The 20,925-nt window shown below is 67.1% G+C and carries 14 protein-coding genes; 11 read left to right on the forward strand and 3 right to left on the reverse strand.

Annotated features, from left to right (window positions below; translation table 11 throughout):
* The first annotated feature begins 419 nt into the window (after positions 1-419).
* From rpoB to ACN6LB_RS30625, 8 genes are all read left to right on the forward strand, one after another.
* Positions 420-3,905 (forward strand): DNA-directed RNA polymerase subunit beta, encoded by a 3,486-nt coding sequence (rpoB, locus tag ACN6LB_RS30590; RefSeq protein ID WP_445028690.1) that lies wholly within the window; start codon positions 420-422, stop codon positions 3,903-3,905.
* Between the two features lie 98 nt (positions 3,906-4,003).
* Complete coding sequence (locus ACN6LB_RS30595; protein WP_445028691.1) at positions 4,004-7,903, forward strand: DNA-directed RNA polymerase subunit beta'; 3,900 nt, start codon at positions 4,004-4,006, stop codon at positions 7,901-7,903.
* Between the two features lie 478 nt (positions 7,904-8,381).
* Entirely contained in the window at positions 8,382-8,753 is a 372-nt protein-coding gene (rpsL, locus tag ACN6LB_RS30600) for a 30S ribosomal protein S12 (protein WP_003948652.1), read from the forward strand.
* Positions 8,754-8,755: 2 nt separating this feature from the next.
* Entirely contained in the window at positions 8,756-9,226 is a 471-nt protein-coding gene (rpsG, locus tag ACN6LB_RS30605) for a 30S ribosomal protein S7 (protein ID WP_081218873.1), read from the forward strand.
* Between the two features lie 39 nt (positions 9,227-9,265).
* Positions 9,266-11,395 (forward strand): elongation factor G, encoded by a 2,130-nt coding sequence (gene fusA, locus ACN6LB_RS30610; RefSeq protein WP_356142801.1) that lies wholly within the window; start codon positions 9,266-9,268, stop codon positions 11,393-11,395.
* Positions 11,396-11,557: 162 nt separating this feature from the next.
* Positions 11,558-12,751, forward strand: a complete 1,194-nt coding sequence (gene tuf / locus ACN6LB_RS30615; RefSeq protein WP_356142799.1) for an elongation factor Tu — start codon at positions 11,558-11,560, stop codon at positions 12,749-12,751.
* A gap of 213 nt (positions 12,752-12,964) precedes the next feature.
* Positions 12,965-16,021 (forward strand): glycosyl hydrolase 115 family protein, encoded by a 3,057-nt coding sequence (locus ACN6LB_RS30620; protein WP_445028692.1) that lies wholly within the window; start codon positions 12,965-12,967, stop codon positions 16,019-16,021.
* Between the two features lie 46 nt (positions 16,022-16,067).
* On the forward strand, positions 16,068-17,129 hold the full coding sequence (locus tag ACN6LB_RS30625) for an endo-1,4-beta-xylanase (RefSeq protein WP_445028693.1): 1,062 nt from the start codon (positions 16,068-16,070) through the stop codon (positions 17,127-17,129).
* A gap of 10 nt (positions 17,130-17,139) precedes the next feature.
* On the opposite strand, the gene ACN6LB_RS30630 is transcribed toward ACN6LB_RS30625, so the two are convergent.
* From ACN6LB_RS30630 to ACN6LB_RS30640, 3 genes are all read right to left on the reverse strand, one after another.
* Positions 17,140-17,754 carry a Uma2 family endonuclease gene (locus ACN6LB_RS30630; protein ID WP_445028694.1) on the reverse strand — a complete coding sequence of 205 codons (615 nt, stop codon included), beginning with the start codon at positions 17,752-17,754 and terminating at the stop codon, positions 17,140-17,142.
* A 59-nt stretch (positions 17,755-17,813) separates the two neighbouring features.
* A complete protein-coding gene (locus tag ACN6LB_RS30635) occupies positions 17,814-18,671 on the reverse strand; it encodes a helix-turn-helix domain-containing protein (RefSeq protein WP_445028695.1) in 858 nt (285 codons plus the stop codon).
* Between the two features lie 238 nt (positions 18,672-18,909).
* Positions 18,910-19,407 carry an ATP-binding protein gene (locus ACN6LB_RS30640; protein ID WP_445028696.1) on the reverse strand — a complete coding sequence of 166 codons (498 nt, stop codon included), beginning with the start codon at positions 19,405-19,407 and terminating at the stop codon, positions 18,910-18,912.
* Between the two features lie 136 nt (positions 19,408-19,543).
* Between ACN6LB_RS30640 and ACN6LB_RS30645 the strand changes: the two genes are divergently transcribed.
* From ACN6LB_RS30645 to ACN6LB_RS30655, 3 genes are all read left to right on the forward strand, one after another.
* A complete protein-coding gene (locus ACN6LB_RS30645; RefSeq protein WP_445028697.1) occupies positions 19,544-20,392 on the forward strand; it encodes a helix-turn-helix domain-containing protein in 849 nt (282 codons plus the stop codon).
* Positions 20,389-20,640 carry a DUF397 domain-containing protein gene (locus tag ACN6LB_RS30650; protein ID WP_445028698.1) on the forward strand — a complete coding sequence of 84 codons (252 nt, stop codon included), beginning with the start codon at positions 20,389-20,391 and terminating at the stop codon, positions 20,638-20,640. The genes ACN6LB_RS30645 and ACN6LB_RS30650 overlap by 4 nt, the downstream gene beginning before the upstream one ends.
* An 84-nt stretch (positions 20,641-20,724) precedes the next feature.
* Positions 20,725-20,925 (forward strand): WXG100 family type VII secretion target (locus ACN6LB_RS30655; RefSeq protein ID WP_458576041.1); only part of this gene is annotated, 201 nt, incomplete at its 3' end.

Below are 20,925 nucleotides of genomic sequence, written 5' to 3' on the forward strand. Positions count from 1 at the left end.
GACAAGCTGCACGTGACGTTCGCGGCACTCGGTTTGGGTAGGGGGGCCTTGACGAACCGCACGCAGCGCGCAATTCTCAGGACGCGTCGTCACAACGATCCGGATCCGAGGCATGGATCGGCGACGAAGAGGGCAGTATCGATGTGCATTGAGGGCGTGGCTTGCCGCAGGTGTTGAGTACGACGAGGGTCTCAAAAAATGGGGACTGGACATCAGTGGGCCTAGTGGCTACACTGACCCTTTGCGCTGCCTGTTAGCTGCCTCCTGCCCGTCACCAGGGGCAAGCCCTCGCTTGAGCACTGACGATTGGACCATCCCTGACCTGGCCGTTCTCGGCTGATTCAGGAAAGGCCTGTGTCTGTGTTCCGGCTGGGACCGGTACGCGCGTAGTGAGTCCGAGCCCTCGGAAGGACCCCCTCTTGGCCGCCTCGCGCACTGCCTCGACCGCGAATACGAACAACGGCGCCAGCACCGCCCCGCTGCGCATCTCCTTTGCAAAGATCAAGGAGCCCCTCGAGGTTCCGAACCTTCTTGCGCTGCAAACCGAGAGCTTCGACTGGCTGCTCGGAAACGAAGCGTGGAAGGCTCGTGTCGAGGCGGCTCTGGACAGTGGACAGGACGTCCCCACCAAGTCCGGTCTGGAGGAGATCTTCGAGGAGATCTCTCCGATCGAGGACTTCTCCGGGTCGATGTCCCTCACGTTCCGGGATCACCGCTTCGAGCCCCCCAAGAACTCCATCGACGAGTGCAAGGACCGCGACTTCACGTACGCGGCCCCGCTCTTCGTCACCGCTGAGTTCACCAACAACGAGACCGGCGAGATCAAGTCCCAGACGGTCTTCATGGGCGACTTCCCGCTCATGACCAACAAGGGCACCTTCGTCATCAACGGCACCGAGCGTGTCGTCGTGTCGCAGCTGGTCCGCTCGCCGGGTGTCTACTTCGACTCCTCCATCGACAAGACGTCCGACAAGGACATCTTCTCCTCCAAGGTCATCCCCTCGCGTGGTGCCTGGCTGGAGATGGAGATCGACAAGCGCGACATGGTCGGTGTCCGCATCGACCGCAAGCGCAAGCAGTCCGTCACCGTTCTCCTGAAGGCTCTCGGTTGGACGACCGAGCAGATCCTGGAGGAGTTCGGCGAGTACGAGTCCATGCGCGCCACCCTGGAGAAGGACCACACCCAGGGCCAGGACGACGCGCTGCTCGACATCTACCGCAAGCTGCGTCCGGGCGAGCCGCCGACCCGTGAGGCCGCGCAGACGCTTCTTGAGAACCTCTACTTCAACCCCAAGCGCTACGACCTCGCGAAGGTCGGCCGCTACAAGGTGAACAAGAAGCTGGCCGGGGAAGCCCCCCTGGACGCCGGGATCCTGACCGTCGAGGACATCATCGCGACGATCAAGTACCTGGTGAAGCTGCACGCCGGTGAGACCGAGACCGTTGGCGACAACGGCACGTCGATCGTCGTCGAGACCGACGACATCGACCACTTCGGCAACCGTCGTCTGCGCAACGTCGGCGAGCTCATCCAGAACCAGGTCCGCACGGGTCTGGCTCGTATGGAGCGCGTCGTGCGTGAGCGTATGACGACCCAGGACGTCGAGGCGATCACGCCGCAGACCCTGATCAACATCCGGCCGGTCGTCGCCTCCATCAAGGAGTTCTTCGGCACCAGCCAGCTGTCGCAGTTCATGGACCAGAACAACCCGCTGTCGGGTCTCACCCACAAGCGCCGCCTGTCGGCGCTCGGCCCGGGTGGTCTCTCCCGTGAGCGGGCCGGCTTCGAGGTCCGTGACGTGCACCCGTCCCACTACGGACGCATGTGCCCGATCGAGACCCCTGAAGGCCCGAACATCGGTCTGATCGGTTCGCTCGCCTCCTACGGCCGCGTCAACGCGTTCGGCTTCGTCGAGACGCCGTACCGCAAGGTCACCGGCGGCGTCGTCACCGACGAGGTCGACTACCTGACGGCCGACGAAGAGGACCGATTCGTCATCGCGCAGGCCAACGCGCCGCTCAGTGACGAGTTCCGCTTCGAGGAGTCCCGCGTCCTGGTCCGCCGTCGTGGCGGAGAGGTCGACTACGTCCCCGGTGACGACGTCGACTACATGGACGTCTCGCCGCGCCAGATGGTGTCGGTCGCGACCGCCATGATTCCGTTCCTGGAGCACGACGACGCCAACCGTGCCCTCATGGGCGCGAACATGATGCGTCAGGCCGTGCCGCTGATCAAGTCCGAGGCGCCGCTCGTCGGTACCGGCATGGAGTACCGCTGCGCGGTCGACGCCGGTGACGTCCTGAAGTCGGAGAAGGACGGTGTGGTCCAGGAGGTCTCCGCGGACTACATCACCACCGCCAACGACGACGGCACGTACACCACGTACCGCCTGCACAAGTTCTCCCGCTCGAACCAGGGCACCTCCGTCAACCAGAAGGTTGTCGTGGACGAGGGCGCCCGCGTGATCGAGGGCCAGGTCCTGGCCGACGGTCCCGCGACCGAGAACGGCGAGATGGCGCTCGGCAAGAACCTGCTCGTGGCGTTCATGCCGTGGGAGGGTCACAACTACGAGGACGCGATCATCCTGTCGCAGCGCCTCGTACAGGACGACGTCCTCTCCTCGATCCACATCGAGGAGCACGAGGTCGACGCCCGTGACACCAAGCTCGGCCCCGAGGAGATCACCCGGGACATCCCGAACGTCTCCGAGGAGGTCCTCGCCGACCTCGACGAGCGCGGCATCATCCGCATCGGTGCCGAGGTCGTCGCCGGTGACATCCTCGTCGGCAAGGTCACGCCCAAGGGTGAGACCGAGCTGACGCCGGAGGAGCGCCTGCTGCGCGCGATCTTCGGTGAGAAGGCCCGCGAGGTCCGCGACACCTCCCTGAAGGTCCCGCACGGCGAGATCGGCAAGGTCATCGGTGTCCGCGTCTTCGACCGCGAGGAGGGCGACGAGCTTCCCCCCGGTGTGAACCAGCTGGTGCGCGTGTACGTGGCGCAGAAGCGCAAGATCACCGATGGTGACAAGCTCGCCGGCCGTCACGGCAACAAGGGCGTCATCTCGAAGATCCTGCCGATCGAGGACATGCCGTTCCTGGAGGACGGCACCCCGGTCGACATCATCCTCAACCCGCTGGGCGTCCCGTCCCGAATGAACCCGGGACAGGTCCTGGAGATCCACCTCGGCTGGCTCGCCAGCCGCGGCTGGGACGTCTCCGGGCTCGGCGAGGAGTGGGCGCAGCGCCTGCAGGCCATCGGTGCCGACCAGGTCGTCCCGGGCACCAACGTCGCCACCCCCGTCTTCGACGGTGCGCGTGAGGACGAGCTCGCCGGCCTCTTCGAGCACACCCTGCCCAACCGCGACGGCGAGCGCATGGTGCTCCCGTCCGGCAAGGCGAGGCTGTTCGACGGCCGCTCCGGCGAGCCGTTCCCGGACCCGATCTCGGTCGGGTACATGTACATCCTCAAGCTCCACCACCTGGTCGACGACAAGCTGCACGCCCGCTCGACCGGTCCGTACTCGATGATCACCCAGCAGCCGCTGGGTGGTAAGGCCCAGTTCGGTGGCCAGCGATTCGGTGAGATGGAGGTGTGGGCGCTGGAGGCTTATGGCGCCGCGTACGCCCTCCAGGAGCTGCTGACCATCAAGTCCGACGACGTGACCGGCCGCGTGAAGGTCTACGAGGCCATCGTCAAGGGCGAGAACATCCCCGAGCCCGGCATCCCCGAGTCCTTCAAGGTGCTCATCAAGGAGATGCAGTCTCTCTGCCTCAACGTGGAGGTGCTGTCCAGCGACGGTATGTCCATCGAAATGCGTGACACCGACGAGGACGTCTTCCGCGCGGCGGAGGAGCTCGGCATCGACCTGTCCCGGCGCGAGCCGAGCAGCGTCGAAGAGGTCTGACGGGAGTTCGGCCGGGGCTCAGCAATGAGCCCCGACCGGCCCCAGGACCCCCGTATCAGACCCCTAAGACTTACAACCCTGAGAGGGATTGACGCATAGTGCTCGACGTCAACTTCTTCGATGAGCTCCGGATCGGTCTGGCCACCGCTGACGACATCCGTCAGTGGAGCCACGGCGAGGTCAAGAAGCCTGAGACCATCAACTACCGCACCCTCAAGCCCGAAAAGGACGGACTCTTCTGCGAGAAGATCTTCGGTCCGACCCGGGACTGGGAGTGCTACTGCGGCAAGTACAAGCGTGTCCGGTTCAAGGGCATCATCTGTGAGCGCTGCGGCGTCGAGGTCACTCGCGCCAAGGTGCGTCGTGAGCGGATGGGCCACATCGAACTGGCCGCCCCCGTCACGCACATCTGGTACTTCAAGGGCGTTCCGTCGCGCCTCGGTTACCTGCTCGACCTCGCCCCGAAGGACCTCGAGAAGGTCATCTACTTCGCGGCGTACATGATCACGTACGTCGACGACGAGCGCCGTACGCGTGACCTGCCCTCGCTGGAGGCGCACGTCTCCGTCGAGCGTCAGCAGATCGAGAACCGTCGCGACTCCGACCTGGAGGCGCGCGCCAAGAAGCTCGAGACCGACCTGGCCGAGCTCGAGGCCGAGGGCGCCAAGGCCGACGTACGCCGCAAGGTGCGCGAAGGTGCCGAGCGTGAGATGAAGCAGCTGCGTGACCGTGCGCAGCGCGAGATCGACCGTCTCGACGAGGTGTGGACGCGCTTCAAGAACCTCAAGGTCCAGGACCTCGAGGGTGACGAGCTGCTCTACCGCGAGCTGCGCGACCGCTTCGGCACGTACTTCGACGGTTCGATGGGTGCCGCGGCGCTGCAGAAGCGCCTGGAGTCCTTCGACCTCGAGGAGGAGGCCGAGCGTCTCCGCGAGATCATCCGTACCGGCAAGGGCCAGAAGAAGACCCGTGCGCTCAAGCGCCTCAAGGTCGTCTCCGCGTTCCTGCAGACCAGCAACAGCCCCAAGGGCATGGTGCTCGACTGCGTGCCGGTCATCCCGCCGGACCTTCGCCCGATGGTGCAGCTGGACGGTGGCCGCTTCGCGACCTCCGACCTGAACGACCTGTACCGCCGTGTGATCAACCGCAACAACCGCCTGAAGCGGCTTCTCGACCTCGGTGCGCCCGAGATCATCGTGAACAACGAGAAGCGCATGCTCCAGGAGGCGGTCGACGCCCTCTTCGACAACGGCCGTCGTGGTCGCCCGGTCACGGGCCCCGGCAACCGTCCGCTGAAGTCCCTCAGCGACATGCTGAAGGGCAAGCAGGGTCGTTTCCGTCAGAACCTGCTCGGCAAGCGTGTGGACTACTCCGCGCGTTCCGTCATCGTCGTCGGCCCGCAGCTGAAGCTGCACCAGTGCGGTCTGCCCAAGGCCATGGCGCTGGAGCTCTTCAAGCCGTTCGTGATGAAGCGCCTGGTCGACCTGAACCACGCGCAGAACATCAAGAGCGCCAAGCGGATGGTCGAGCGCGGCCGCACGGTCGTGTACGACGTCCTCGAAGAGGTCATCGCCGAGCACCCGGTTCTGCTGAACCGTGCGCCCACGCTGCACCGCCTCGGCATCCAGGCCTTCGAGCCCCAGCTGGTCGAGGGCAAGGCCATCCAGATCCACCCGCTCGTCTGCACCGCGTTCAACGCGGACTTCGACGGTGACCAGATGGCCGTGCACCTGCCGCTCTCCGCGGAGGCGCAGGCCGAGGCCCGCATCCTGATGCTGTCCTCGAACAACATCCTCAAGCCCGCCGACGGCCGTCCGGTCACGATGCCGACCCAGGACATGGTCCTCGGTCTGTTCTTCCTGACCACCGACGGTGACCTGCGGGGCGTCAAGGGCGAGGAGCGTTCCTTCTCGTCCGTGGCCGAGGCGATCATGGCGTTCGACGCCGGCGAGCTCTCGCTGCAGTCGCGCGTGGACATCCGCTTCCCGGTGGGCACCATCCCGCCGCGCGGCTGGACCCCGCCGGCGCAGGAGGAGGGCGAGCCGGAGTGGCAGCAGGGTGACACCTTCCGCCTGCGGACGACCCTGGGCCGCGCGCTCTTCAACGAGCTGCTGCCCGAGGACTACCCGTTCGTCGACTACGAGGTCGGCAAGAAGCAGCTCTCCGAGATCGTCAACGACCTCGCCGAGCGCTACCCCAAGGTCATCGTGGCGGCGACGCTCGACAACCTGAAGGCGGCCGGCTTCTTCTGGGCGACCCGTTCCGGCGTGACCGTGGCCATCTCCGACATCGTCGTCCCCGACGCGAAGAAGGCGATCGTCAAGGGTTACGAGGACCAGGACGAGAAGGTCCAGAAGCAGTACGAGCGCGGTCTGATCACCAAGGAAGAGCGCACGCAGGAGCTCATCGCGATCTGGACCAAGGCGACCAACGAGGTTGCCGAGGCGATGAACGCGAACTTCCCGAAGACCAACCCGGTCTCGATGATGGTCAACTCGGGCGCCCGCGGAAACATGATGCAGATGCGTCAGATCGCCGGTATGCGTGGTCTGGTGTCGAACGCCAAGAACGAGACGATCCCGCGTCCCATCAAGGCGTCCTTCCGTGAGGGCCTGTCCGTCCTCGAGTACTTCATCTCGACGCACGGTGCCCGTAAGGGTCTGGCCGACACCGCCCTGCGTACCGCCGACTCGGGTTACCTGACCCGTCGTCTGGTGGACGTCTCGCAGGACGTCATCATCCGCGAGGAGGACTGCGGCACCGAGCGCGGTCTGAAGCTGCGGATCGCCGAGCGCGGCGCCGACGGCGTGCTGCGCAAGGCGGACGACGTCGAGACCAGCGTCTACGCCCGCATGCTCGCCGAGGACGTCGTCATCGACGGCAAGGTGATCGCGCCGGCCAACGTGGACCTCGGCGACGTGCTCATCGACCAGCTGGTGCACCACGGTGTCGAGGAGGTCAAGACCCGTTCGATCCTGACCTGCGAGTCCCAGGTCGGCACCTGTGCCATGTGCTACGGCCGCTCGCTGGCCACCGGCAAGCTGGTCGACATCGGTGAGGCGGTCGGCATCATCGCCGCCCAGTCCATCGGTGAGCCCGGTACCCAGCTGACGATGCGTACCTTCCACACCGGTGGTGTGGCCGGTGACGACATCACCCAGGGTCTGCCCCGTGTCGTCGAGCTCTTCGAGGCTCGTACGCCGAAGGGTGTCGCCCCGATCTCCGAGGCCTCCGGCCGCGTGCGGATCGAGGAGACCGAGAAGACCAAGAAGCTCGTGGTCACCCCGGACGACGGCAGCGACGAGACGGCGTTCCCGATCTCGAAGCGTGCCCGGGTCCTGGTGTCCGAGGGCGAGCACGTCGAGGTGGGCCAGAAGCTCACCGTGGGTGCCACCAACCCGCACGACGTGCTGCGCATCCTGGGTCAGCGTGCCGTCCAGGTCCACCTGGTCGGCGAGGTCCAGAAGGTCTACAACTCGCAGGGTGTGTCGATCCACGACAAGCACATCGAGATCATCATCCGGCAGATGCTGCGCCGTGTGACGATCATCGAGTCGGGTGACGCGGAGCTGCTGCCCGGCGAGCTGGTCGAGCGTTCGAAGTTCGAGGTCGAGAACCGTCGCGTGGTGCAGGAAGGCGGCCACCCGGCCTCCGGCCGCCCGCAGCTGATGGGTATCACCAAGGCTTCGCTCGCCACCGAGTCGTGGCTGTCGGCGGCGTCCTTCCAGGAGACGACCAGGGTTCTGACGGACGCGGCGATCAACGCCAAGTCCGACTCCCTGATCGGCCTCAAGGAGAACGTCATCATCGGTAAGCTCATCCCGGCCGGTACGGGCCTGTCCCGCTACCGCAACATCCGGGTCGAGCCGACCGAGGAGGCCAAGGCCGCGATGTACTCGGCCGTCGGCTACGACGACATCGACTACTCGCCGTTCGGCACCGGCTCCGGCCAGGCCGTTCCGCTGGAGGACTACGACTACGGTCCGTACAACCAGTAAGGCGTACGTCTGTGGGCGGGCGGCCATCCCTTCGGGGGTGGCCGCCCGTCGGCGTTGTGGGCAAGGGCGGATGTGCAGGCGTCTGAGGGCCGGTCGGGCGCCCTCCGGTCCCGGCGGGGGCGGGGCAGGCGTCCGAGGGCGCCTGAGGCCGTTCAGGGGCAGCTCAGCGCCGTGGGCCGGACCGTTCGGGAGGGCGTTGCGGCGGTGTGGCGATCGTGTGGCGCACCCGGCGTGTCCTGCGCGAACGCATTTGTTTTGACCGGAGTGGATGCGATAGGTACGCTCAGACCTTGTGCCTGGGGTGTGCCCTGGCTCCCGTGCGTGCCTTCAACCGCACAGGGGGAGTCGTAAGCGGCCACCGTAATCTGCGCCCCTCTCGCCTTGCGGCGGGAGTCCGCGGCTTCGACACACCCGACCGCGTGGGTCGGCGACGTTCCAGGTTAGCTTCACCATTCGGCACACAGAAACCGGAGAAGTAGTGCCTACGATCCAGCAGCTGGTCCGGAAGGGCCGGCAGGACAAGGTCGAGAAGAACAAGACGCCCGCACTCGAGGGTTCGCCCCAGCGTCGCGGCGTCTGCACGCGTGTGTTCACGACCACCCCGAAGAAGCCGAACTCGGCCCTGCGTAAGGTCGCGCGTGTGCGTCTGACCAGTGGGATCGAGGTCACCGCTTACATTCCGGGTGAGGGACACAACCTGCAGGAGCACTCGATCGTGCTCGTGCGCGGCGGCCGTGTGAAGGACCTGCCCGGTGTTCGCTACAAGATCATCCGCGGTTCGCTCGACACCCAGGGTGTCAAGAACCGCAAGCAGGCCCGCAGCCGCTACGGCGCCAAGAAGGAGAAGTAGAAATGCCTCGTAAGGGCCCCGCCCCGAAGCGCCCGGTCATCATCGACCCGGTCTACGGTTCCCCTCTGGTGACCTCCCTCATCAACAAGGTGCTGCTCAACGGCAAGCGCTCCACCGCCGAGCGCATCGTGTACGGCGCCATGGAGGGCCTGCGCGAGAAGACCGGCAACGACCCGGTCATCACGCTGAAGCGCGCTCTGGAGAACATCAAGCCGACCCTCGAGGTCAAGTCCCGCCGCGTCGGCGGTGCGACGTACCAGGTGCCGATCGAGGTCAAGCCCGGTCGCGCCAGCACGCTCGCGCTGCGTTGGCTCGTCGGTTACTCCCGCGCCCGTCGCGAGAAGACCATGACCGAGCGTCTGCTCAACGAACTTCTCGACGCCTCCAACGGCCTTGGTGCCGCTGTGAAGAAGCGCGAGGACACCCACAAGATGGCCGAGTCCAACAAGGCCTTCGCGCACTACCGCTGGTAGTCGTAACCCACATCGAGACCGAGAGAAGACCGAAGCCTTATGGCTACCACTTCACTTGACCTGGCCAAGGTCCGCAACATCGGGATCATGGCTCACATCGACGCGGGCAAGACGACCACCACCGAGCGGATCCTCTTCTACACCGGCGTCAGCTACAAGATCGGTGAAGTCCACGACGGCGCCGCCACGATGGACTGGATGGAGCAGGAGCAGGAGCGTGGCATCACGATCACCTCTGCTGCCACCACCTGTCACTGGCCGCTTGAGGACGACGACTACACGATCAACATCATCGACACCCCCGGGCACGTCGACTTCACGGTCGAGGTGGAGCGTTCGCTCCGCGTCCTCGACGGTGCCGTCACGGTGTTCGACGGTGTCGCGGGTGTCGAGCCGCAGTCCGAGACGGTGTGGCGTCAGGCCAACCGTTACGGCGTGCCGCGCATCTGCTTCGTGAACAAGCTTGACCGCACCGGCGCCGAGTTCCACCGCTGCGTGGACATGATCAAGGACCGGCTTGGCGCCGTTCCGATCATCATGCAGCTTCCGATCGGTGCCGAGATGGACTTCAAGGGCGTTGTGGACCTGGTCCGCATGAAGGCGCTCGTGTGGTCCGCCGAGGCGGAGAAGGGCGAGATGTACGACGTAGTCGACATCCCGTCCACGCACGCCGAGGCTGCCGAGGAGTACCGCGGCATGCTGGTCGAGACCGTCGCGGAGCACGACGACGAGATCATGGAGCTGTTCCTGGAGGGCCAGGAGCCCACCGAGGAGCAGCTTTACGCCGCGATCCGTCGCGTCACCATCGCGTCCGGCAAGTCCGACGGCGTCACGGTGACCCCGGTGTTCTGTGGCACCGCGTTCAAGAACAAGGGCGTCCAGCCCCTGCTCGACGCGGTCGTGCGCTACCTGCCGACCCCCCTGGACGTCGAGGCCATCGAGGGCCACGACGTCAAGGACCCCGAGGTCGTCGTCAAGCGCAAGCCGTCCGTGGACGAGCCGCTGTCCGCGCTCGCGTTCAAGATCATGCGCGACCCGCACCTCGGCAAGCTCACCTTCGTCCGGGTTTACTCGGGCCGCCTGGAGGCCGGCACTGCGGTGCTGAACTCCGTCAAGGGCAAGAAGGAGCGCATCGGCAAGATCTACCGCATGCACGCGAACAAGCGTGAGGAGATCGAGTCGGTGGGCGCCGGCGACATCGTCGCCGTGATGGGCCTGAAGCAGACCACCACAGGTGAGACGCTGTCCGACGACAAGAACCCGGTCATCCTGGAGTCCATGGACTTCCCGGCGCCGGTCATTCAGGTCGCCATCGAGCCCAAGTCCAAGGGTGACCAGGAGAAGCTGGGTGTCGCCATCCAGAGTCTCGCGGAGGAGGACCCCTCCTTCCACGTTCACTCGGACGAGGAGACCGGCCAGACCATTCTCGGTGGTATGGGCGAGCTGCACCTCGAGGTGCTGGTCGACCGTATGAAGCGCGAGTTCAAGGTCGAGGCCAACGTCGGCAAGCCGCAGGTCGCTTACCGTGAGACGATCCGAAAGGCCGTCGAGCGTCACGACTACACCCACAAGAAGCAGACCGGTGGTACCGGTCAGTTCGCCAAGGTGCAGATCGCGATCGAGCCGATCCTCGAGGCCGACGGTCCGGCGTACGAGTTCGTGAACAAGGTCACCGGTGGCCGCATCCCGAGGGAGTACATCCCCTCGGTCGACGCGGGTGCGCAGGAAGCCATGCAGTTCGGCATCCTCGCGGGCTACGAGATGACTGGCGTCCGCGTCATTCTTCTCGACGGTGGCTACCACGAGGTCGACTCCTCGGAGCTCGCCTTCAAGATCGCCGGATCGCAGGCCTTCAAGGAGGCCGCGCGCAAGGCGTCGCCCGTTCTGCTCGAGCCGATGATGGCCGTTGAGGTCACCACGCCTGAGGAGTCCATGGGTGATGTCATTGGTGACATCAACTCCCGCCGTGGCCAGATCCAGGCCATGGAGGAGCGTCACGGCGCTCGCCTCGTGAAGGGCCTCGTGCCCCTCTCGGAGATGTTCGGCTACGTCGGCGACCTCCGCAGCAAGACCTCGGGTCGCGCAAGCTACTCGATGCAGTTCGACTCCTACGCCGAGGTTCCCCGGAACGTCGCCGAGGAGATCATCGCGAAGGCCAAGGGCGAATAGCTCGAGTCAAGAGACTCGGCAACACGCTTTAGGCTTGACTCCGGAGCTTGCTGGGGCATTCCGCCATCACTGTGGCGGGGTGCCCCGGGCCCCGGCTTTCCGACAAAGATCACCTGGCGCCGATGATCAAGGCGTACCAGAACCACTCTCAGGAGGACCCCAGTGGCGAAGGCGAAGTTCGAGCGGACTAAGCCGCACGTCAACATCGGCACCATCGGTCACATCGACCACGGTAAGACGACCCTCACGGCCGCCATTACCAAGGTGCTGCACGACGCGTACCCGGACCTGAACGAGGCCTCGGCCTTCGACCAGATCGACAAGGCTCCTGAGGAGCGCCAGCGCGGTATCACGATCTCGATCGCGCACGTCGAGTACCAGACGGAGACGCGTCACTACGCCCACGTCGACTGCCCCGGTCACGCGGACTACATCAAGAACATGATCACGGGTGCCGCGCAGATGGACGGCGCGATCCTCGTGGTTGCCGCCACCGACGGCCCGATGCCGCAGACCAAGGAGCACGTGCTCCTGGCCCGCCAGGTCGGCGTTCCCTACATCGTTGTCGCCCTGAACAAGGCCGACATGGTGGACGACGAGGAGATCCTGGAGCTCGTCGAGCTCGAGGTTCGTGAGCTCCTCTCCGAGTACGAGTTCCCGGGCGACGACCTGCCGGTCGTCAAGGTCTCGGCGCTCAAGGCGCTCGAGGGCGACAAGGAGTGGGGCCAGTCGGTCCTGAACCTGATGGCCGCCGTCGACGAGGCGATCCCGCAGCCCGAGCGTGACGTCGACAAGCCGTTCCTGATGCCGATCGAGGACGTCTTCACGATCACCGGTCGTGGCACGGTCGTCACCGGCCGCATCGAGCGTGGTGTCCTCAAGGTCAACGAGACCGTTGACATCGTGGGCATCAAGCAGGAGAAGACCACCACCACGGTCACCGGCATCGAGATGTTCCGCAAGCTGCTCGACGAGGGCCAGGCCGGTGAGAACGTCGGTCTGCTCCTCCGTGGCATCAAGCGCGAGGACGTCGAGCGCGGCCAGGTCATCATCAAGCCCGGTTCGGTCACGCCGCACACCGAGTTCGAGGCCCAGGCCTACATCCTGTCCAAGGACGAGGGTGGCCGCCACACGCCGTTCTTCAACAACTACCGTCCGCAGTTCTACTTCCGTACGACGGACGTGACGGGCGTTGTGACCCTCCCCGAGGGCACCGAGATGGTCATGCCGGGTGACAACACCTCCATGACCGTCAACCTCATCCAGCCTGTCGCGATGGAAGAGGGCCTGAAGTTCGCCATCCGTGAGGGTGGCCGGACCGTGGGCGCCGGCCAGGTCGTCAGCATCGTCAAGTAATTTGACGCTCGCATGACCTGGTAGCTCCTTCAAGAGCACCTGGAAGGGCCCGTACGACTTCGGTCGTACGGGCCCTTTCGCTGTTTTCCCGGCCCCCGGGCGGGCTGCCGGGTGCCTCCGAAACTATTCGACGCTGCCGACCCATTCCCCCCAGGGAACCCTCCCTCCACTATTTGTCATGCCGCTGAGCAAATTCATGTGGAGGGGTGCGTCATGTCTGGGTACGTCAGCCGTAGGGCCGTTCTCGGGGCGGGTGCGGGGGTGGGGCTTGCCGCGCTGCCGATGCTGTCCGGGACCGCGTCGGCCGCCGCTCGCTCCACGGATCCGGGCGCGTACATCTCGTTCACCGGCGGCGCCTTCTCGCTCGTGGGAGCGCCGGTCGTGGTCAGCCCCGAGGATCACCCGGGAGTCGTACGGGTGGCGGGCGACCTCCGCGACGACATCGAGCGCGTCACGGGCGTACGCCCCGGGGACACCGTGGCACGCGAGGTCGTCCTCGTCGGCACCATCGGCCGCAGCCCGCTGATCGACGGCCTGATCGCCGCGAAGAAGCTGGACGTCAGCGGTGTGCGCGGCCGGTGGGAGACCTCGCTGCAGACCGTCGTGGAGCGCCCGATGCCGGGCGTGGAGCGCGCGTTCGTCGTCGCGGGCAGCGATCCGCGCGGGACGATCTTCGGGGCGTACGACGTCTCGTACGGCATCGGGGTCTCGCCCTGGTACTGGTGGGACGACGTGGCGCCGGTGCGGAGGGACGCGGTGTACGTGCGGGCCGGGCGCTTCAGCCAGGGCACGCCGGCCGTGAAGTACCGGGGCGTCTTCGTCAACGACGAGAACCCGGCGCTGGGGACCTGGGCGCCCGCGTTCTTCGGGCCCGGAAAGGCCCCGGGCTTCGCCGGCGGCTTCAACGCCGACTTCTACGGACGTGTCTTCGAGGTCCTGCTGCGGCTCAAGGCGAACTACCTGTGGCCGGCCGTGTGGGGCCGGGCCTTCGCGGAGGACGACCCGGAGAACCACGCGCGCGCCAAGGAGTACGGGATTGTCATGGGCACGTCCCATGAGGCGCCCATGATGCGGGGCATCGAGGAGTGGAACCGGCACGCGGTTCCGGCCGTGCGGGACAGCAGCGGGGCGATCGTGACCCCCGGCCATGACCCGTACGGCGGAACGGGGGAGTGGTCGTTCCGCCGCAACGCCGACGCGATCAAGGCGTACTGGCGCGACGGCATCCGGCGCATGGTCGACCAGGACTTCGAGGGCGTCGTCACGCTCGGGATGCGCGGGAACGGCGACACCAGCCTGCCGGACGGCGACGGCGTCGAGCTGATGCGGGAGATCATCGACACGCAGCGGGGGATCCTCAAGGAGGTCACCGGGCGCGATCCGGCCGAGATCCCGCAGGTGTGGACGCTCTACAAGGAGGTCCAGCGGTACTGGGACCGGGGGCTGCGCGCGCCGGACGACGTGACCGTCGTACTGACGGACGACAACTGGGGCAACATCCGCAAGCACCCGGACCCCGCCGAGCCGCCGCGCGCGGGCGGTCACGGGCTGTACTACCACTTCGACTACGTGGGCGTCGGCCGCAACTACAAGTGGGTCGACACCACCTCCCTGCCGAACCTCTGGGACCAGCTCCACCAGGCCCACGCGTACGGCAACCACGGGCTGTGGGTGGTGAACGTCGGCGACCTCAAGGGGAACGAACTGCCGACGCAGTTCTTCATGGACTACGCCTGGAATCCCGGGCGCTGGGACCTCAAGGACATCCCTTCATGGGAGCAGCAGTACGCCCGGCAGAACTTCGGCGCGGCACAGGCGAAGGCGATCGCCGACGTACTGGCGACGTACGGGCAGCTCCAGTCGCGCCGCAAGCCCGAGCTGCTCAACCGCCGTATCACGCTCGCCGGTTCGGAGGTCGTGTACGACGACCAGGCGACGCCCTTCTACGGGCGGGAGCTGGAGCGGGTCACGGACGACTGGCGGCGGCTGGCGAAGGCCGCGGAGCGGATCGGGAAGCGGCTGCCGGCCGCGGCCCAGGACGCCTGGTACGAGCTGGTCGGCTACGAGGTCCAGGCGACCGCCAACGTGTACGTGCTGCGGGAGGCCGAGTTCACCAACCTGCGGTACGCGGCGCAGGGCCGGGCGGCGACGAACGACCTGGCGGCTGCCGCGGAAGCCGGTCTGGAGCGGGACCTCGCGTTCGCCGACCGCTTCAACTCCCAGGTGGCGGGCGGCAAATGGCGCGGTTTCCAGACGCAGCCGCACATCGACTACGGGGACGTGGAGCGCTACGGCCCGAACGCGCCGTGGCAGCAGCCGGAGCGCAACAACGTCGCTCTGCCGGACGTCCTCTTCCCCGCGGTCAAGCGGATCGACGTGCCGTCGGGGGCCGAGCTGGGGGTGGCGGTCGACGGCTCGCAGGGGTGGTGGCCGCATGCGCAGGGCGCCGCCGCGCTGCCGGTGCTCAGCCCTTACCGGACGGGCCCCGCGCCGTACATCGAGGTCTTCAACCGGGGCGGGACCCCCTTCGACTACCGGATCACGACCTCCGTGCCGTGGCTCGCCGTGGACCGCGCCAGAGGCCGGGTCGACCGGGAGGCGCGCGCGACAGTGACCGTGGACTGGTCGCGGGCGCCGAGCGGTCGTACCGAGGCGGAGGTCACGGTGACGGGCGCGGGCAGGTCCGTCACGGTCACCGCGGTCGTCGACAACCCGTCGGCCCGGGGCCTGCGCGGCTTCGTCGAAGCGGGTGGACACGTCGCCGTGGACGCGGAGCACTACGCGAGTTCGGTGGGCGAGTGGCGGCGTCTGGACCGCATCGGCCGTACGGGGGCGGGGGTGACCCCGTGGCCGGTCACCGCGCCCCGCCGGACACCTGGCGCCGCGGCCTCCCCTCGCCTGGAGTACGAGGTCAGCGTGCTGACGCCGGGCGCGGCCACCGTCTGGGCGTACCTGTCCCCCCGTAACCCGGCGCTCCCGACGGGCGGCCTGCGCTACGCGGTCTCCTTCGACGACGCCGCCCCGCAGACCGTCGACATCCACGCGGCCACGGGCGCCGACGACGGCCTGATGAACACGAAGTGGGCACGCAACACGTCGGACAACGTCAACGTGACGTCGACGCGGCACGAGATCGACCGCGCGGGCGTGCACCGACTGAAGTTCTGGATGGTCGACCCGACCGTCGTGCTGCAGCGCCTGGTGATCGACACGGGTGGGCTGACGCCGACATATCTGGGGCCGCCGGAGAGCGGCCGAGCCGGCCACTGACCCCCTCGCACTCCCTTCCGTACCCATAGAGAGAAAAGGACCGCACATGAAGCACTTCCGCATGCCCGCGACCGTGTTGCTGAGCGCGGCGATGCTGGTGGCCGGCGCCCAGTCGGCCTCCGCGCGCCCCGTCCACGACGCCTCGCTGCGGGCGCTCGCCGACCGGGCGGATGTCCGCATCGGCGCCGCGGTGGACATGACGGCGCTCGTGGACGAGACGGATTACCGGCGTACGACGGCGAGCGAGTTCAACTCGGTGACGGCGGAGAACGTCATGAAGTGGGAGTCGGTGGAGCCGGAGCGGGGGACGTACGACTGGTCGAAGGCGGACGAGCTCGTGGCCTTCGCCCGGGCCCACGGCCAGGCCGTACGCGGCCACACGCTGCTCTGGCACAACCAGCTCCCCGCCTGGCTGACGGCGGGTGTGGCGGACGGCTCCATCGACGCGAAGGAACTGCGCGGCATCCTGCACAAGCACGTCACGGCGGAGGTCAGCCACTTCAAGGGCAGGATCTACCAGTGGGACGTGGTCAACGAGGTCTTCAACGACGACGGTTCGCTGCGGGACTCGCTCTGGCTGCAGAAGCTGGGCCCCTCCTACATAGCCGACACGTTCCGCTGGGCCCACGCCGCCGACCCGAAGGCGAAGCTCTTCCTCAACGACTACAACGTGGAGGGCGTCAACGCGAAGTCCACGGCGTACTACGAGCTGGCCCGCGATCTCCGCAAGCAGGGCGTTCCCGTCCAGGGGTTCGGAATCCAGGGCCACTTGAGCATTCAGTACGGCTTCCCGGGCGACGTCTCCGACAATGTCGCCCGCTTCGCCAAGCTGGGCATGCAGACGGCCTTCACGGAGGTCGACGTCCGCATGGCCCTGCCGGTCGACTCCGAGAAGCTCGCGAAGCAGGCGACTTACTTCCGCGGCCTCCTCGACGCCTGCCTCGGCTCGCGCAGCTGCAAGTCGTTCACGGTGTGGGGCTTCACGGACAAGCACTCGTGGGTGCCGGGCGTCTTCACGGGTGAGGGGGCGGCGACGCTGCTGGACGAGGAGTACGCGCAGAAGCCGGCGTACACGGCGGTGGCGGAGGGGCTGCGGGAAGGGCGCTGACGGCGGGCCGTCAGCCGACGGCCCCGGAGGCCTGCTCCGCGTAGCGGGGCAGGTTCTCGGTCGAGATGGTCCACTCGGCGATCGTGACGTCCTCGCCGTACACGAAGTCCTTGCGGGTCGCGTAACGAGGGCCGTTCGGGGTGGAGTGGATGTCGGTGAGGACCGCGCCGGTGCCGGTACGGGGGTCGAAGATCGCGTAGACGGGGATGCCGATCAGCGGATAGTCGCGTGTCTTGTTGACCCAGTCGTTGTCCGGGTTGGAGCGGGAGACGACTTCGATGGCGGCGATGAGCGTACGGGGATCAAAAGAACCCGGGACCTCCATGTCCGTCATGGCGATCACCATCACGTCGGGCCGCCGCATGATGCCCTCGGACTCGTCCTCGACATCGGGTTCGCCCGTGTGGGCCACAACCTCGTCCGGCATCACCTTTTCGAGGCGTTTGCGGAGGTGCAGGGTGGTCAGCTCGTGCGGACCGACGGGCGCCACCATGTCGTGGACGATTCCTTCCTTGGTGACCTCGAACTTGCCGGGGAGGGAGTCGTCCATGGACTGAACGAAGTCCCGCATGGCCCGGTATCGGTGGGAGGCACCCTGCTGCGCGTTCTCCGGGGCGATGGTCATGGCACTCGCTCCTCGTGGTCCGTCGTCTGTGCCCGGGGGCAAGGATCGTCACGTTCATGCTAGGCGGCCTCCATGAGATCGGATCGGCAGTCGCGGCAGCGGCCGGGGTCGGGCGCACGGAACGCGCGGTCGCAGTCCTCGCAGGTCTGGAAGGGGTGCGGGCGGGGCGGGGGTGGTGGTGTCGGGGCGGGGAGGAGTTCGGTGAGGCGGTGGGCGAGGAGGCCTGCCGGGCGGCGCAGGGGTTCGTGGGGGAGGTCCGACGCCAGGGTGCGGCGTACGGCTTCGGCGGTGGCGCCGCGCTCCAGCCAAGCTTCGACGGCCGGGGCCAGACGGCGTACGTCGCGGTCCGCGAGGAGCAGGCGGGGGTCGTCGCGGTGCAGGGTCGCGAGGAGGGCGGTGGCTGTGCGGTGGCGGGGGAGGTTGGGGGTGGGGGGTTCGGGGAGCGGGGGTCGTGGGTCGCGATCGGGGGGTGTTTCCGCAGGTGGGGGTGAGGGTGGGGGCTGTCGTGCAGCGGGTGCGGTTGCCGGTGCGGGCTCGCACATGGGCACGGGCTCCTGGACCTCGCGGCCTCTCGGCTGGTTGTACGACACCGTGTGCGTGACCACCCGGCCGCTCGGCAGGCGCTCCCTGGTGCGGGACAGGTAACCGTGCGCCTCCAGTTCCCGCAGGGCCGCCGCGATACGGGTCTCGCCCTCGGGGAAGCGGGCGGCGAGCGTCTTGATGCCGACGTGGGCCCGGGCGGGCAGCGACTGGATGTGGAGGGCGAGGCCGATCGCGGTGAGGGACAGCTCGCGGTGCTGGGCGAGGTCGTTGCCCACGACCGTGTAGCGGGTGGTGAAGCGGACGTTCACGTGGGTGATGCCCCGCGGATTCAGGGGCTGGGCGCACGGGGGCGCGCTAGGGTTCTGCTTATCCATCGGGAAGCTCCTACTTCCTCGGTGGTCAGGCCCTCGATCGGGATGCCAGTCCCGGCCGGGGGCCGTCGCATGTCTGCGGTGTGGGTGTGGTGTGCAGACCGGTGTATGTGGTTGTCGCGGCGAGCATATGCCCACGAACTGACCGGAAAGCCAGCCGAGTTGGCGAACGTCACCCGTGCGGGTGACGGGCGGCGGCGGGGAGGTTGGTGGGGTTGGGTGGGGGATTCCTCCGGGGGATTTAGAGCTTTGATGTCGTGCCCGGCCGCGTCACGGCGCACCGGGACGGGACGGGCCGCGATCCGGTGGATACGACGGCGACGGCCAGCTCCGCCCAGACCGTCTTGCGCGGCGCCGGTCCCGACGAGACGCCCCAGCGGTCGGCCAACGCGTCCACGAGGACCAGGCCCCGACCCGATTCGCCCTCGGCCGACGCCGGTTGGACCCGGGGCAGCAGGTCACTCCGCGTGTCCGTCACCTCGATGCGGAGGGTGCCGCCGACGACGTACAGCGTGAGCCGGAAGTCACGACCCGGGATACGGCCATGGGTCGCCGCGTTGGCCGCCAGCTCGGCCACGATCTGCGACGCCTTCTCCAACGGGAGTTCCCAGGTACGGAGTTGCTCCGTCGCGAGCAGCCGGGCGAGGCGGGCGCCGCGTGGCGTGGGGGACAGCAGCACGCTGAAGTTGCGGATGGTGTCGCCCAGTTGGGACGGGAGTCCGACGGCCTCTTGATTCATGTCACTCAGCGTGGCGGACCGTGCTTGTGTTGACCTGCGATGACGTCGGTGCGTACCGGGACTGTCTCGGTGTTGTCCCGCCTTGTCTCGGCTGTCTCGGGTGTCGCGGGGGTACGGGTGCGCGTTGGAGGTGGGCATGAGTGGTGAGGGCGTGGACGAGGCGGGCTGGGATGTCGAACCGGGGGACGAGGGTGCGCCACTGGTGGAGGCTGTCGGCCGCCTGGTCAGGTTCTGCCGGGAGGCAGCCGGGATGCGCGTGGCCGACTTCAGCGAGGCCATGGGGTACGGCGAGGACATGATCCGCAAGATCGAGCGCGGGGCGCGGATTCCCAGGCCGGAGTTCCTGGACCGGGCGGACCAGGTCCTGGACTCGGGCGGGCATCTGCGGGCGTTCAGAGAGGACGTGGAGAGGGCGCGGTATCCCAAGAAGGTGCGGGAGCTGAAGGAGTTGGAGGACCGGGCGGTCGAGCTTGTGGCCTACGGGGACCACAACCTCCACGGCTTGCTGCAAACCACCGACTATGCGCGCGCCCTCTTTGAGATGCGACAGCCCGCGTATTCGCAGGACGAGGTGGAGCGCGCGGTGGCTGCGCGGATGGCTCGACAGTCGATCTTTGAACGGGAGCCTGCTCCTGCGCTCATTTTCGTTCAGGAAGAGGTGACTCTGCGGCGCCCGCTCGGAGGGAGAATGGTGATGCGTCGCCAGCTCCAACATCTGCTGGAGGTAGGAAGGTTGCGGAATGTCGCGATTCAGGTGATGCCGACAGACCGCGAGGAGCATGCAGGGATGCAGGGTGAGACTCAGGTGCTGAAGTTCCAGGACGGTACGGCTGTGGGGCGCTCCGAGGGCGCCTTCAATGGCCGCCCCGTCACTGACCTGAGGCAACTCCGAATCCTGGAGCTGCGGCATGGCATGATCCGGGCTCAGGCTCTCACCCCTCGGGAGTCAGCGGCCCTCATCGAGCAAGTGCTGGGAGAACTATGACCGCCCCGGAACTCCGCTGGTTCAAGAGCAGCTACAGCGACAGCAGCAACAGCAGTGAGTGCGTCGAAGTGGCGTTGGAGTGGTTCAAGAGCAGCTACAGCGACAGCAGCGAGCCCGGCGACTGCGTCGAGATAGCCACCACCCCCGCCACCATCCACATCCGCGACTCCAAGAACACCCACGGCCCCCGCCTCACCTTCGCCCCCACCGCATGGGCCGACTTCGTGACGTACGCCTCCGGGAACTGACCGCCCGGCCGGCCGCGTCCTCCGCCCTGTAAATTCGCTGGTGCGTACGGGCACTGGTGATGAGGGCGTGACGGGGGTTGCGGCGTGGCGGGGAATCGGCCGGGGGACTGGCACGTTCTGGACCTGGACAAGGATCCGACGCCGGGTGATCCGGACCGGGTGCGTCATCTGGCGAAGACGTTGCATGACTTCGCGGATGACGTGTCGGATGCGCTGCGGTCGGTGAAGTCGATGGCGGGTGAGGACGCGGTCCTGAAGTGGGCGGGGAAGTCGGCCGAGGCGTTC

The organism is Streptomyces sp. SAS_270 (genome assembly GCF_052543295.1).